Here is a 14,889-nt window from a genome sequence, read left to right as displayed (position 1 = left end):
AGCATAATCACTTTTTTCCACTATCCTTAGGTTCACGCTCCAAACTCGGCGGAAATCCATTTAACTGTCGCCATATCTCGTACCATAAAGGGACTTTATTTAAAATAACTCTTCCGAATACCCCTGACCCTTGATTTAACTGGACCGGCCAGGGTTCATCCCCTTCAGGGACCGGCGCTGTTGCGCTCACCAAGATCCTAAATTGACCATTGGTACTGCTCACTTTATCGATAACCGACACTTTTCCTGCAAAAGTACCAACTGCCACTGAAGGCCAACCTGAAAACTGTATCGATGGCCACCCATCAAATTGTAGCCGTACATCGCTTTCCGGTGCTATCAATGGCACATCCATCGCATTGACATACAGTTCAACGGCAAGCAAGGGGGTTTTAGGCTGCAATGTCGCCACAGACTCTCCCTCTTTCATATTTTCACCTATTCCAGCTTTGAAAGTCTTGACAATAAATCCGTCCTGTGGCGCCCTAACAATATATAGCCCTCTTCTCACATCAATATTGGAAATTTCATTTTTGAGTTTAGCAATATCACCTTGCACAGAAGCTTTAGAGGAAAAAGCAGAACTTAAATCCGATTGTGCTTTCGCTAATGACTCGTTATATTTTGCACGAATGTTATTTAATTCTATTTGTGCATTGGTTAAAGATTGCCTTGAATTGGAAAGCTTATTTTCGGCACTAACAACTTTAGCTCGGTCATTCTGTAGATTTAGACGTCTTGTTTCAATATCTGTCAGAGAAAACAGTCCATCTCGATACCCCTCTTCGTAGCGCTTAAGCCGTTTTTCACTGGTCTCGAAAAAGCTCACAACCGCAACGAGTTCAGCACTATCAATTTTCACGAGATTTTGAGACTGTATCACCTTATTTTTTGCAGACTCGAGTTGAAATTCCAAACCGTTGCGTAAAGCTACAATCTGCGCTTCGGTGGCTTTCATTTTTTGATCTGCGGCATCCTCACCGCTTTGTTTAGCATGCAATTGCTCTTTTAAACGCAAGGGTAGCATTGGATCAAAATAAGATTGGGCAGTTTCCGAAAGCACCAAAATTGTGTCACCTTTCTTCACTTCCTGTCCCTCAGTAACTGCCCAATACTCGATACGACCGCCAATTTGATTTTGTATCGTCTGTGGTCTATCTTCGGGCCGAAGCGCGGTTACCGTGCCTATTCCAGCAATTGTCTGCCTCCAAGGCAGAAATAATGCAAGCGCAAAGATAACCGCAGAGCATACCAAAAGGCGTCCCAAAACGAGTGATCCACGTTCTTTCAATAGTTTAGATACTGCATCCTGGGAGAGATCTCTCCACGAAACTGTTTTTTGGCTCTTATCATCCTTGTTAATCCACATAATTAGCAGCGTCCTCCTCCAACGCAAGATCCGTTATTGCCGCTAACTTGACTACTCCTGTCAGCATATCAAAAATCGTATTTAGATTGGTCATCAGTTTCTCGATAGCATAACCGATTTGAACGATGACGACTTCGGCAGCAACAAATTGCCCAAAAGTCATTTGTCGCTCAACAACATAATAAGATCCCAGTAAAAGCATCGCCCCAAACAGTAGAGTACGAAGCATGACAGAGCCTATGAAAAACCTTTTTAAGACCTTAAAATGATCATTGCGAGCTCCTAAATATTTACCGACAATATGATCTGTATTGTCTGTCACTGCCTGCATTTTTGCTTTGTCCCCGCGATAAAGCGCTATATTCTCCGCAACAGATTCTAAATAGGCCACCGTCTTATATTTGTATTCGGACTCTTCAATGCTCGTCCTTAATCCCCTTTTGTAGTATAGCGCCAATATAATGATAACAACACAGATCACGATCAGCCCAAAAGCCAAAAACACAGGATGGTAAAAGGACAATAATATCACGCTAAAGAAGATGGTTACAACTGCAGCAATGATATCGATCAAAAGTTTAATAATTCCTTTTTGAATAATGATCACATCAAAAAATCGATTCACCAATTCCACAAGATTTTCCCCTAACAATTCCTTGGGATCAATTCGCGGAAGGCGATACGAAAATTCTATTGCTGATTTTAGAAAGATTTTCTGTTCTAAATATTCAACCAGCGTGAGTTGTCCGATCAGTAAAGTGCCGGCCATGACCACGCCAAACAGCACAAAACCAATTAAAATATAAGTAGAGCTATACATTGCTCCGTTGCTTAAAAAATTAAATATCGCTGTAATCCCTATTGGAATTGTCAGGCTAAACACACCAATGACGATAGCATAAATAAATATAAAATTGATTGTTTTACGTTCTGGATGTAGGAGACTAACCAGACGCTGCAAAGGGGATGGTCCGCCGTGTAATTTCGCCATAAAAATAAAAAATAGATAATTTGAATATTATGTTTTAATCCAATGACAGTTGGACAATTTCTGCTGATTACCCATTCGTCAGTGCCATTTTATGATGAGAAGGATCTCCCTTATCGCTAAACAGTACGATCGAATGAATTTGGCCCCCGACATTTCGAAGCGCTTCAGCAACATTAAAAAAATGACGTGTCTTCTTTTTATAGTTATAATTGCGAGGAATTCTAATTTCGTCAACAGCTTGCCCACGGAGGTAATGTCGGAGATAGTTTTTATTGTCTGTACATAAAATATCGGCAAAGATATTGAGGTGGCGGTCTTGATAACGCTGATACAGTACACGACAAGCATTTAAGAAAGATTCAGATTGGAGCATATCGAGCTGATCATCCAATCCGATACCGAGCAATTCACTTGCTGAACTACTGCTTTTATTACCGTATACCAGGATGATATCAATTTGCTCGGCCACCGATTCTTCTATACTCTGCTGGACAAAATCAAGCGAATCAACCGTAAAATCGCTGGGAATTAATATGCGCGTTGTTTTAGCCATGCTATTTTTTAAGCAAAGTTAAAACGCAGTTATGGCAATGGTATGAATCTAAAATTAGCTTTCGATTAGAAAGTTGACAACAGTATTAAAACTGGATTAAAAACTGTACTGAAATTAAAACTGGATTAAAATCGCAGATAAGTCGGTAATTCCACTTCAACAGTTGTGCCTTCCCCTACAATAGAGTTGACTTTCAAAGAACCGCCATGCAGCTTAATGATATTTCTTGCCAAAGGTAAGCCAATTCCATAACCATCGATACCACTTGTATTGGAAGCTCTAAAATAAGGATCGTAAATATGATCTAATTCTCGGGATGGTATTCCTATCCCCTTGTCTTTGATAAGGATAAAAACTTTGTTGTCCAATGCACCTAATGCGATGTAAGCGGTTCTATCGGATGAATATTTACAGGCATTACTGATAATATTAGACAGCGCAAGCTGGAGCAAAATTTCATTTCCATTCACCTTAAGTCGCATGCTATCATCTGGTAATAGGCTAAAATCTGTTATAATCTTAAATTTATCGTTGATAGCCTTAACTGTCAGCTCGGCATCCATTACGATCTGATCAATACGAACTGGATTGAACGTTGTCGCATTGTTTACAAAACCTGTACGCGCCAACAATAAGAGTGCTTTTGTTTTTTTCTCCAGATGCTCTGCAGATTCAATAATTTTCGATAATGTGCGTTGGTACTCCTCATTGCTGCGTTCCTTGGATAAGGCAAGATCTGCCTGCCCGATAATGGAAGTTAATGGCGTGTTCAGTTCATGGGACGCATTGCTGATAAAGTTTTTTTGAGTTTCAAAAGAGGTCTCTAACCGCGTCAACATTCGGTTAAATGTCTGTGCAAGACCATGAAGTTCACCTTTATATTTATCCTCATCCAATCGCTTATAAAGATTTTCGGAACCAATGGCCTGTACCTCCTTCATCATGGTCAATATGGGCTTTAAGAATGAGCGTTTCATGAAAACCGAAACAACAAAAATAAAGAGGATACCTAAAATCAGGCTTATAATGAGCAAGTTCCGGAGGTAAGCCAGATGATGGGTATAAAAATAATTTTCCGCAGATGCCCCAACAATATAGTGACGACCGTTTTGCGAGAAATATTTAGTTGAATAAAATTGCTTGCCCGACTTGAAATTTGACGTTCCCCTTTTACTAATCTTATCCCAAAGTTCATGGTGGAATCCCTGGCTTCTTAAAATAGAATCCTTTCCATCAAATTCAACCAAAAATTCATGTTGATTATTGAGATTTTCAATAAAATCAAGGCTCCACTGATCTGCTTGGGAAGCAGATTTACTGTTCAGAAACTTTTCAGCGGCAATATTTCGTCGGAGGTCCAGCCGCTTATAAAAATCAGTAAAAGCAAAATTCGTAACGGAATAAAAGATAAAGCCAACAAAACAACTCACATATATGACTAGGATTGCAATAAGGTAGATAAGCTTACGATTATAGTTGTGCATTTTGAAATATTCAGTCTTCAATTTTTAGTACATATCCCATACCAATAACCGTATGGATGGCCTTCTTTCTTGTTACTTTTTCAATCTTTTTTCTCAGATAATTCACATAAACATCGACAACATTTGATCCAATATCAAAATTAATTCCCCATATTTTGTCTAAAAGTTCCGTTCGCTCAAATACCTTTTTCGGCCTTTGAATAAACAATAAGAGCAAACGATATTCAGTACTTGTTAAATTAAGTTCCTGACCGTCGCAATACGCTGTTTTTTTATAATCATCGATACTTAAAAAACCATAACTATAGGTGTCTTTTGACGGTTGAAGCTCACGCTGTGTGGCCTGGACAATCGACTGTTGCCGACGAATCAATGATCGAATTCGCGCTTTAAGCTCGATAAGTTTAAATGGCTTTGAAAGATAATCATCAGCTCCATTATCAAGCCCTAAAACCACATTTTCGGGCGTTCCCAAGGCTGTGAGCATCATTACTGGAAGATCCGTATACCCCCATTGCCTGATTTGTTTACAGATATCGAGGCCGTTAGTTCCCGGCAAAAGAATATCCAATAGCACAAGAGAGACATCTTGCTTAGCCAAAAGCTGCTCCAAACCTTCCGAACGCGCCAGATGAATGACTCGATAACCATCCTCGCCTAAGCCTTGTACAATCAAATCAGCGACGTCCTGCTCGTCCTCAACCAAAATAATTTTTTGCTTCTCTATATTCGTCATTACGTTTAGCTCTATTTAATGAACTCCCATCCAAACCATAAAAATAACGTTTTGACTCAAGAGACACAAATCCCATTTTTGCTGAAGACGAATCAAAGAATATACTTGCTATTTTTACACATCACGTTTAATTCGTTAGAACGAGCGAGCAAATGCTCAAGCAACGTGTGCTATAGAATAAATTTTTCATTTTCAATAGGTAATAAATGCATTTATTACTTATCTTTATGCTATTGAAACAAAACTCAACCCCAGCCATGTTTATCGGCGCAGTCAAATGGTTCGACAATAACAAAGGATTTGGTACGATTGCATTACCTGCCGGAGAAGAACTCTTTGTACATATACGTAGGTTTAAAATTCCTCCAGAACATATTATTCAGCCTGGAGAAGTTATCGTCGGTGATAAGAAGGCCGACCCCAAGAGGAGCGGCTATCTCGCTCATAACTGCAGGATTCTCAAAAGGCCCGAAGATTGGAAATTCGTCATCTCGCTCCTCGACAAAGAACATACAGTACACCTCCCCGACAGCCATGGTCGAGAACAAAAGCACAATTTAACCTCCTTAACAGCAAGACAACTTTTAAGAATCCAGCCCAAAGACCTTATTCCCAAAATGCTTACGGCTAATTTTGATGTTAATTTTGATAGCTCAATTTTTATTCCCTATGCCGAAATCATTGACAAAAGCATTACCGGTATATTTGAACGGGAAATTGCTGGCGATATACTTTCCAAGGTATTTGAATACTTCGGAAAACATGTTTCGCATCAAATTTTATTTCGTGTATGGAAAGAAAGCATGTTTAAGTATATCGGCTATCCGTCGGAAGGTGATTACGAAATTCCTGAACTTGTATTTAATTTGAATGCTACAGAAATCAATTATGAGGATCTTACCCGAATTAGTACCTACAGTTTTGGAAAATCCTTCTGCACTGATTTTGTAAATGCTTTATTTGACGACGTAGAAACAATGGATAAGAGCGACCTCGAACCTTTGCTACCTTATATTGAATTTTTGGAGAACGAGACGTCTATTGAAAAAATACATACGCTTTTGCAAGAGTAGCTGCAATGGATTACGTCTTGAAAATCGATATTCAAACCATTGCAGCTATACATAGTGCAGACGGATGAATCGTCTGCCTTACTTTTGTAGATATCCTCAGTCCTTATCTGCTATCATACAAAAGAAAGGTTATTAACTCGTTCTGGCAAAATCACATAGACTAAGGTTGTTTGCAGATCTTATACCTTAGGTAGGTTATAGCCATTGTGATACACTTTTGCCAAATATTGGTCTGCATCTTTATCGTTAAAACTGCGCTTTTGTTTATCCCAAAATAATTTCTTTTTAGACCTATAAGCTATATTTCCCATCTGGGAGAAAATGGCTATATGCGCACCGGCCTCTATCGGAGCATTTAAACCTTCTGCTGACCTCTTTCTAACGGCTTCAACAAAATTTACCATATGCTTGTCCAATCCGTTATCCTGTGAACGTTGAAAAGAGACCGCCTCCATTCGCCCTTTTTCTGGAATAACTTCCCATCCCTCGCGATTTACCACAAGGGTGCCGTTATTACCAATAAATGCTACTCCGTGATTCTTCTGATAAGGTCCCAAATCTATCCCTGTTGCCTGCTCCCATTGCACATTGAATCCCTCAAACTCATAGACCGTAGTTAAGCTATCTGGTGTTTCAGCAGCGTCTTCTGGATAAGCGAATTTACCTCCTGCAGCCATTACAGACACCGGATCCGACACCTTCATGCCAATCAAAGCGTAATCCAGCATATGTACCCCCCAATCAGTCATCAGGCCACCCGCGTAGTCCCAATACCATCTAAAATTGAAATGAAAACGATTGGGATTAAACGCTCGCTTAGGAGCAGGTCCTAGCCATTTATCGTAATGCACTCCTTCTGGAACAGAAGCATCTGCTTGGACTGGAACACTCTTCATCCAGCCCTGATACGCCCAAGCCTTAACAAGACGTATCTTTCCAAGTTTTCCGCTGTGGACAAAATCCATAGCATCTCGGAAGTGCTGCTGACTTCGTTGCCATTGCCCGACCTGAACAACACGTTTATGCTTTTTAGCAGCTGCAACCATAATTTCACATTCGCGAATGGAGTTACCAATTGGTTTTTCGACGTATACATCTTTCCCCGCAGCAACAGCATCAACCATTTGTAGGCAATGCCAATGATCTGGCGTAGCGATAATAACAACATCGACGTCTTTTGCTCTCAGCAGATCTTTATAATCAACGTAAGCTTTTACATTTATCTGGCGCTTCTTTAATTCCTCCACTCGATTCCGCAACACATTTTCATCGACATCACATAATGCTGTACACTCCACTCCGGGTATATGCAAGATCGCATTCAAATTTGACCAGCCCATACCATTGGTACCAATCAGCCCCACACGGACTGTATCGGCTTGAAAACCGAATACTTTAGACTGGGCGAAAAATGCTGATGCCGCCAATAGGCCCGTGCTTCGGATAAATTCTTTTCTCTCCATTGTTCAATTTGGTTTATATTGATATTATACTCAATACCAAGAAGATGATTAGCTTGGCATCTCCCCAGTAATAGCACTAATATAACATTTAGTCTTTAGTATCAAGAATATTAATTTAAACAAACAACCTCAGCTAAAGTCCTTTGAATGACTGAGAGGACTCCCCAACAAATAAGGGTACATAAGACGATCAATAGTAACTGACACATATACTCCAGCAGGCACCTGTGTATCAACAGCGTCATGTATTATGATCTTATTACCGAAAAATTATCTATAATCTTCATCAAAACCAATGCTTCTTCAATTGGAGATGGATTTGGGCCGGTACCCCTGAAATATTCAACTGTACGCGAAATCATCGGCAATTGAATATTTTCAGGATGGTCAAATGTAAATTCCTTCTCTTCTGATTTGGTATGAATAGCAACAGTATTTCCAAAAATGGAAAAAGTAATGCGACCAAGGCTTCCAATAATTTCACACCTGTCTACCTGATTTTCTTTGGCAACATTGAAGCACCAACTTCCTTGAAAAACAAGTTGGTTTTTAAACAAAATGTTCCCTGTAGTTTGATCCGCAACAGCACTTTTGTCATCCTGAATTAAACTAAAACCATCATAGGATACGGGCATCCCAAAAAGATAGAGCATCAAATCCAACTGATGTGGCGCTAAATCAAAAAAATAACCTCCTCCGGAAATGGCAGGATCAGTACGCCAATCGCCGGCCCCCTTCGTCACCAAATCTGGTATTCTGCTTTGCCACAAACGTAGTTGCACCGTTCTCAACTCGCCGATTGCGCTTTGGTCTATAAGTTCCTTAACTTTTAAAAAAAGAGGTAATTCTCTTCGATAATGCGCAACAACCAACTTTCCGCCCCTGGCTTTTACTTCCTCCAGTAAAGATTCAGCTTCGAGCGAATTTAAAGTGACAGGTTTTTCTACATAAACATGTTTTCCTTTACGTAAAGCAGCCAGTGCGTACCCAAGATGAGACGACGGGGGTGTTGCAATATAAATCGCGTTGATATCGCTATTATCAAGTAAATCTTCTGCCTGTGAATACCAAAAAGGGACTTGATGTCTCTCAGCATAGTCAGCAGCTTTGGCCGCATCCCTTCGCATGACAGCTATAAGCTGACTATTATCAACAAGATTGAGCGCAGGTCCGCTTTTCTTTTCCGTGACATCACCACATCCTATGATGCCCCATACAACTTTATGATTTTCCATAAAATCTGTTCAAATTATTGCTAAAGTACTCCCCATTATTCCCTAACCTAAGACCAATTAAGTGATACCAGAACTCAAAGCGGTTACAGATTTTTTTCCGCAATACGGATTAAATGTCAAATTCATGTTCTGCCATCGGTTTGGACTTATTGCTGCATGCTAAAGTTTATACCTGCAAAATACAAAACTATTCCCAACGGTTCAGCTTATTTTCCGCTTTCATAGGATTCAATCGATTCGCTTATACATTATATCGATTAGCAGCAAGGGCAGATGAATTTACAACAGGCTTTAATGAATATTTTTTTTGCTTCGAAAGGTATTTATATTGTATATAATTAGCATTTTATCTAAGTTTGGGGTTATCCAAAAATAAAGGGATTAATTAGGCATCACATGATCGGCAGATTTTTCAGAAAATTCTATTTACATATTGTCATCTGGACAATACTATTGCTCTTACCCTTTATTACCTATCTTTACCAACCCGATAAGATCGCAGATTTTAAGCCCTATTCAGCATTCTCGCATTTAGTAAATATCATATTCCTAGCTACCCATTTTTATTTACATTGCTACATTGTCGCACCGACCTATTTTTTCGGCCGTAGAAAGATCTTTGTACTATTGATAGCACTGGGATTCGCCACTTATGTAGCCCTGAATTATAGCATAGTCTATTTTAATCCAGCTGGAGAACTTGCTCATCTGACGAAGGAGAATATTCTATTTGTCCGCCTGGTGATCGGTCCAGGTATTATTTACTCCCTCTGCATGATTACTTCTTCCATGATCTTTCTGTATGATGAACAGGCTCGACAAAAAGAACTCAATAAACAGATTGCCCTGGAAAAAACGACAGCAGAACTAACGATGTTAAAACTTCAGATCAGCCCGCATTTTCTTTTCAATACACTCAACAATATCCGTTGGCTCATCCGCAAACAGTCTCCCGATTCCGAAGGGACTATTGTGAAGCTATCCGAAATGCTTCGCTATATTCTTTATGAAGTAGACGGACCCCAAGTTGAGCTGTTTAATGAAATCGATCATATGCGCAACTTCATTGATTTACAAACTCTTCGTCTTCCGATTGAGGGAAATGTAAGCCTAGATATTGAAGATACCATCAAAAACAGGCTCATCCCCCCTCTACTGTTCATACATTTTGTAGAAAATGCTTTCAAGTACGGTGTGGATAGCAAAACTGCACCACAGATACAGTTTCAATTTCAGGAAACTCCGGGTGGCATTATTTTTATATCCCGCAATAAAATCTTACAACATACAGAACAGCGTTCAAACGAAGGTATAGGACTGACGAATGTACGCAGACGATTACAATTATTGTATCCCAATCGACATGACCTCAGCATCAGAAAAACCGATGCTGGAGATTTTGAAGTCACCCTCAAACTAATGACCGATGAAGATTAAATGTATACTCATAGATGATGAACCCTTCGCGCTCAATATTTTAGAAGACGACTTGTTGAATTTTGAGCAAATCGAAGTCGTCCATAAATTTAATGCGACGGCCGAAGCGGAAGAATATTTAAAAAATCACGCTATCGATCTGATTTTTCTGGATATTGAAATGCCCGATCAATTGGGTACGCAGTTTATTCGCGAACTCGCCACCCGCCCCTTGGTTATCTTCACCACAGCCTATCATCAATATGCTGTTGAAGGTTTCGAGCTAAATGCCATTGATTATCTGCTTAAGCCGATTTCAAAAGAACGACTCGCAGCGGCTGTCCGAAAAGTAGAAGAAGGTATGCTGCTCCGTGCAAAACAGCTCCCCGAACAGGATCATATTATCGTTAATGTAGAATATAAAAAGACGAAAATTTTTCTCCATGAAATCAGCTACATCGAAGGCTTGAAAGACTATGTAAAGATCTATTTGGTAGACCGAGAATCGCCACTTCTTACGCGCAGTAACCTACGCGGAATGGAAAAAATATTACCGACTACAGACTTTCTCCGCGTACATAATTCCTTTATTGTCAATAAAAATCGTATTGAGCAGGCCGCCCAAAGCAAACTCACCTTACCTGAAACCGCACTTCCTATCGGTAAAAAATATATCAAAAATATTGAACAGTTTATCTAATGCTACCCCCACAAATTGAATCGATGCAATTATCCGTTCGTCTACACATTGGCCGCTTCGGTCTACAGATGATTGCATAGCTAAAAAATCCTTTTCAAATTTGCGTACTATCGAACAGCCTAATCCGCGTAGCCGGTAGAATAGCAAAGAAAAAATGAAAAGATTTATAGCAATAGCGCTAATGGCAACTGCGGTTGCTTCCGTACACGCTCAAGCCCCTGCAGGTGGTCGTCCTGCTTTCGCCATGTCCGAAGGTCAGCTCTCGGGCCAGATTGTGGACAGCAACGGGAAACCTATCTCACAAGCTTCCGTGAATTTATTGAAGCTTATCAAGGATCAAGCTACAGGGAAAGAAAGAGAAATTCTCGTAAAAAGTACCAGCTCTTCAGAAAATGGAAAATTCAATTTCGCAGCCATTTCACCAAAAGAAAAATGGAAACTAAAAATTAGCTCCGTAGGCTATGCACCTATAGATCTAGCTGTAGACTATAGCGATAGCAAAACAACAACCAAAGATCTAGGTGCGATCAAACTGGACAATGACACGCGTAAACTCGATGAAGTCACTGTTACGGGCCGCAAAGCACTACTCGAAATGGACATCGATAAAAAAGTCTTCAATGTAGAGAAAAATATCGTTGCAGCTGGCGGTACAGCGATCGATGTACTCCGAAATATGCCTTCTGTACAAGTCGATATCGACGGAAACGTAAAACTGAGAAATGCCGCCCCTACAATTTTTGTCGATGGAAAACCCACCACACTCACTCCGGACCAGATTCCTGCCGATGTGATTGACAAAATCGAAATTATCACAAATCCATCTGCCAAATACGACGCTTCTGGAAGTATGGCCGGTATCCTCAACATTATTCTGAAGAAAAATAAGAAAGCTGGATACAATGGTATGGTCACCTTAGGTGGAGACCGCTTTGGTGGGACCAACTTTATGGGTAGTTTAAATCTGCGTCAAAATAAATTCAATATCTCACTGACGGGAATGAATATGCGCATGCGGACCAACACCGAGGGCGACAGCCACCGTACCAGTACAATTAATGGTATAGAATCAACAGTAGATCAAGATATTGAAGGCAAAACAAAAGGTATGATTACCTTTGGCCGGCTCGGCGTAGATTACGACTTAAGTCCCAAAACAACGCTATCTGTAGCCGGCGTATTGGTTCAGGGTAAATTTAAGCCGAATGAGAACTCGTCGATCTCAACCACCTCTGGCAATAACAAATCACTCAGCGATCGGATTTCCGAATCTGAAAGAAGCTTTAAGCCACGTGGATTGCAAGCTGGTCTCGTCCAAAAATTCAAAACTGAAGGCGAGGAATTATCTGTGGATTTCAATTATTTTGGCGGTAACAACACATCCAATGGTTTATACACCACCAATTACCGCAATGGAAGCAGGGAAATCAGCGGAACTCAAATCCAAAAAAACATCGGTTCCGGTGATAATAAGTTCATGACTGTGCAGGCAGATTATGTCAAACCATTCAAAAATGGCATGAAACTCGAAACTGGTGTACGTGCACAGATCAATAAACTCAAAAATCTCAATAATAATTCCTTAAAAGCCGTGGACAAAGATGATTTTGAGAATATCACCGCAGCTTCAGCGAACTATAACAATAAGAACAGCGTCTATGCAGCCTATGCCTCACTTGGAGGAAACCTCAAGGACTGGGTATCCTATAAAGTTGGGCTGCGCGCAGAAAGCTCAACGTACGACGGTGAACTTTTGAATACAAACGAAAAGTTCCACAACAAGTATCCCCTGAGCTTATTTCCTTCTTTGTTCTTGAGCAAAAAGCTAACCGAAAAAGACCAAATACAGATGAGCGTAACCCGTCGTGTCAACCGTCCGAACTTCTTTCAGCTCATCCCTTTTGTTGACTACACGGATAGCTTAAATATTACCCGTGGTAACCCTGACCTTGTACCTGAATTTACTACATCCGGCGAATTGTCCTATAGTCGTACACATGGAAAAGGTACATTTTTGGCAACGGTATATTATAAGCGTACAAATAACCTAATTACACGCTACCTAACGCAGGAGCTGAATCCGGTCACAAACAAAATGGACTTCATTAACACCTATATCAATGCCAACTCCAGCAAAAATTATGGCGCAGAATTCACGTACACCAATACGCTTAAAAAATGGTGGGATCTGACGGCAGACCTTAACTTCTACAATTCTAAAATTGAAGTCGACGAACAAACACCATCGGAAGGTATGTGGACCGTATTTGGAAAATTGAACAATACGTTCAATTTGCAGAAAAACTGGAATCTGCAGCTTGCGTTTGAATATCAGGGCAAAACAAATATGCCAGTAACGCAGGCTCAAACATTTGGCCCACCCATGAACCAAGCGCAAAGCTCTTCACAAGGGTATATCAAACCATTCTATGGTATCGACTTTGCCATCAAAAAAAGTTTCTTAAAGAATCAGGCTGCCTCAGCAACTCTGGCAATCAATGATATCTTCAGAACACGAGGCAATACAATCGTTTCCTCCGGAGAAGGGTTTTCCCAAACCTATTACCGTCTTTCAAATCCACAATTGATCAAATTGAATCTTTCCTACCGCTTTGGAAAAATGGATATGAACATGTTTAAGAAAAATAAAAATACGAATGCCATGGAAGGCATACAAATGCAGTAGCGAACATTTTATTATAAAAACGGGTATTTTTTAACGAAAATACCCGTTTTTTTTGAATAGCCCAAAGAAGAATTTTATTATTTGATCGATTATTTTTCAATAAAAATTTCGGATTTCAAAAAAAAATATTAACTTGAATACTAGAAACATTAATCAAAAAAGTTTTTCAACCAAAAATTTTTGAGCGTCGACTGCGCCAAATACATCAATAATTTTTTTTCACGTGTGCATAGAAAGTGGAAACATCCGCCAAATATGCCTGCAAAAATTAAAAAATAGTTAAAAAAAAGTGCTAAATTATCATCTCGCATTAAAATGGATTACATTCTGTGCAGGAAATGTAAAAGTTTGCGGTTCACACGTCGAACAGCAAGGCTTTTTATTCAAATTATGGAGAGTTACAAATTATACCATTCAAGTTAAGAATAATGAAAAATTTGTATTTACGTTATTGCAATCAAAAGGTGGTATTCATCTCATTGACCAGAAAAAGTATCCGTTAGAAAGCTATCAAATTCATTTAATTTTTCCAGGACAGTCAAGTTCCTTTTCTTGTATGGAAGAGACTACTGCTTATCAGTTTAAACTCTCTAGACAAAATTTCGAAAAGCTATGTCTTAGCCTTCCTATCAATATGACGTTACTAAGGCATAATCCTATAATAGACATCACAGAATATCAATTTGAAAAACTACGTACCGATTTACAACAAATAGGATCGGAACTTTCTCGAATTCAACCGCTATTTCCACTTTTAGGGAAGCGTGCATCAATTAGCTTAGAGGAAATTAGTCGTATTCTGATGGATCGGATGGGATATCCCCAATCGACATCCCTTTCAGTAACTTTAAATAAATTCCTGGAGTTGATCGAGCTACATTACAAGGAGCAACATGATGTTGCCTATTATGCAGATGCGCTTAATATGACTGAAAACGCACTTAGGAAGCTCACTAAATACCATATGAGTGTTGCGCCACTTAAATTGATACACCGGCGCTTATTAAAAGAAGCTATGCATCTCCTAAGCACTGCGCCCAATCCGATCAAGACGACTATGATTGAACTCGGGTTTCAAGACTTGTCTACATTCTCGCATTTTTTCAAGAAACAAAAAAAAATGTCTCCATCAGCATATCAACAACTATTCTTCCCGTCTAAAAATTCTTAAAATGATTAAAAA

Annotated in this window: 12 protein-coding genes; 5 read left to right on the top strand and 7 right to left on the bottom strand. The window is 39.6% G+C overall.

The features are described 5' to 3' along the window. Positions 1–7: 7 nt before the first annotated feature. From B2107_RS07320 to B2107_RS07300, 5 genes are all read right to left on the bottom strand, one after another. Positions 8–1,369 (bottom strand): HlyD family secretion protein, encoded by a 1,362-nt coding sequence (locus B2107_RS07320; protein WP_293954566.1) that lies wholly within the window; start codon positions 1,367–1,369, stop codon positions 8–10. Next, the gene (locus tag B2107_RS07315; RefSeq protein ID WP_293954565.1) at positions 1,359–2,360 is read right to left on the bottom strand and encodes an ABC transporter transmembrane domain-containing protein; all 1,002 of its coding nucleotides are present in this window, start codon (positions 2,358–2,360) and stop codon (positions 1,359–1,361) included. The genes B2107_RS07320 and B2107_RS07315 overlap by 11 nt, the downstream gene beginning before the upstream one ends. Positions 2,361–2,427: 67 nt before the next feature. Beyond that, positions 2,428–2,913: a hypothetical protein gene (locus tag B2107_RS07310; protein ID WP_293954563.1), complete on the bottom strand. Its 486-nt coding sequence runs from the start codon at positions 2,911–2,913 to the stop codon at positions 2,428–2,430. Between the two features lie 125 nt (positions 2,914–3,038). Next, positions 3,039–4,397, bottom strand: coding sequence for a HAMP domain-containing sensor histidine kinase (locus tag B2107_RS07305; protein ID WP_293954561.1), 1,359 nt, complete (start codon positions 4,395–4,397; stop codon positions 3,039–3,041). A gap of 10 nt (positions 4,398–4,407) precedes the next feature. Continuing rightward, on the bottom strand, positions 4,408–5,133 hold the full coding sequence (locus B2107_RS07300) for a response regulator transcription factor (RefSeq protein WP_293954560.1): 726 nt from the start codon (positions 5,131–5,133) through the stop codon (positions 4,408–4,410). A 206-nt stretch (positions 5,134–5,339) separates the two neighbouring features. On the opposite strand from B2107_RS07300, the gene B2107_RS07295 reads away from it, so the two are divergent. After that, positions 5,340–6,206, top strand: a complete 867-nt coding sequence (locus B2107_RS07295) for a cold-shock protein (protein WP_293954557.1) — start codon at positions 5,340–5,342, stop codon at positions 6,204–6,206. A gap of 179 nt (positions 6,207–6,385) precedes the next feature. On the opposite strand, the gene B2107_RS07290 is transcribed toward B2107_RS07295, so the two are convergent. Both B2107_RS07290 and B2107_RS07285 read right to left on the bottom strand, forming a co-directional pair. Next, positions 6,386–7,669: a Gfo/Idh/MocA family protein gene (locus B2107_RS07290; RefSeq protein WP_293954554.1), complete on the bottom strand. Its 1,284-nt coding sequence runs from the start codon at positions 7,667–7,669 to the stop codon at positions 6,386–6,388. 248 nt (positions 7,670–7,917) lie between these two features. Then, positions 7,918–8,904, bottom strand: coding sequence for a Gfo/Idh/MocA family protein (locus B2107_RS07285; RefSeq protein ID WP_293954551.1), 987 nt, complete (start codon positions 8,902–8,904; stop codon positions 7,918–7,920). Between the two features lie 396 nt (positions 8,905–9,300). Between B2107_RS07285 and B2107_RS07280 the strand changes: the two genes are divergently transcribed. The 4 genes from B2107_RS07280 to B2107_RS07265 all read left to right on the top strand — a co-directional run bounded on the left by B2107_RS07280 (position 9,301) and on the right by B2107_RS07265 (position 14,877). Continuing rightward, positions 9,301–10,341, top strand: a complete 1,041-nt coding sequence (locus B2107_RS07280; protein ID WP_293954549.1) for a sensor histidine kinase — start codon at positions 9,301–9,303, stop codon at positions 10,339–10,341. Further along, a complete protein-coding gene (locus B2107_RS07275) occupies positions 10,331–11,020 on the top strand; it encodes a LytR/AlgR family response regulator transcription factor (RefSeq protein WP_293954546.1) in 690 nt (229 codons plus the stop codon). Before B2107_RS07280 ends, B2107_RS07275 begins: the two co-directional genes overlap by 11 nt. Positions 11,021–11,174: 154 nt before the next feature. Continuing rightward, the gene (locus B2107_RS07270) at positions 11,175–13,706 is read left to right on the top strand and encodes a TonB-dependent receptor domain-containing protein (RefSeq protein ID WP_293954543.1); all 2,532 of its coding nucleotides are present in this window, start codon (positions 11,175–11,177) and stop codon (positions 13,704–13,706) included. Positions 13,707–13,995: 289 nt separating this feature from the next. Continuing rightward, complete coding sequence (locus B2107_RS07265; protein WP_293954541.1) at positions 13,996–14,877, top strand: helix-turn-helix domain-containing protein; 882 nt, start codon at positions 13,996–13,998, stop codon at positions 14,875–14,877. Positions 14,878–14,889 lie beyond the last annotated feature (12 nt).

It is taken from the genome of Sphingobacterium sp. UBA7855, assembly GCA_002500745.1.
Taxonomy (GTDB): domain Bacteria; phylum Bacteroidota; class Bacteroidia; order Sphingobacteriales; family Sphingobacteriaceae; genus Sphingobacterium.
This window is presented reverse-complemented; position numbering and strand designations above follow the sequence as displayed.

What these genes read in the sequence shown, in the direction of transcription:
- B2107_RS07320 (WP_293954566.1), bottom strand. Translation starts at nt 1,369, where the DNA reads ATGTGGATTAACAAGGATGATAAGAGCCAAAAAACAGTTTCGTGGAGA.
- B2107_RS07315 (WP_293954565.1), bottom strand. Translation starts at nt 2,360, where the DNA reads ATGGCGAAATTACACGGCGGACCATCCCCTTTGCAGCGTCTGGTTAGT.
- B2107_RS07310 (WP_293954563.1), bottom strand. Translation starts at nt 2,913, where the DNA reads ATGGCTAAAACAACGCGCATATTAATTCCCAGCGATTTTACGGTTGAT.
- B2107_RS07305 (WP_293954561.1), bottom strand. Translation starts at nt 4,397, where the DNA reads ATGCACAACTATAATCGTAAGCTTATCTACCTTATTGCAATCCTAGTC.
- B2107_RS07300 (WP_293954560.1), bottom strand. Translation starts at nt 5,133, where the DNA reads ATGACGAATATAGAGAAGCAAAAAATTATTTTGGTTGAGGACGAGCAG.
- B2107_RS07295 (WP_293954557.1), top strand. Translation starts at nt 5,340, where the DNA reads ATGCATTTATTACTTATCTTTATGCTATTGAAACAAAACTCAACCCCA.
- B2107_RS07290 (WP_293954554.1), bottom strand. Translation starts at nt 7,669, where the DNA reads ATGGAGAGAAAAGAATTTATCCGAAGCACGGGCCTATTGGCGGCATCA.
- B2107_RS07285 (WP_293954551.1), bottom strand. Translation starts at nt 8,904, where the DNA reads ATGGAAAATCATAAAGTTGTATGGGGCATCATAGGATGTGGTGATGTC.
- B2107_RS07280 (WP_293954549.1), top strand. Translation starts at nt 9,301, where the DNA reads ATGATCGGCAGATTTTTCAGAAAATTCTATTTACATATTGTCATCTGG.
- B2107_RS07275 (WP_293954546.1), top strand. Translation starts at nt 10,331, where the DNA reads ATGAAGATTAAATGTATACTCATAGATGATGAACCCTTCGCGCTCAAT.
- B2107_RS07270 (WP_293954543.1), top strand. Translation starts at nt 11,175, where the DNA reads ATGAAAAGATTTATAGCAATAGCGCTAATGGCAACTGCGGTTGCTTCC.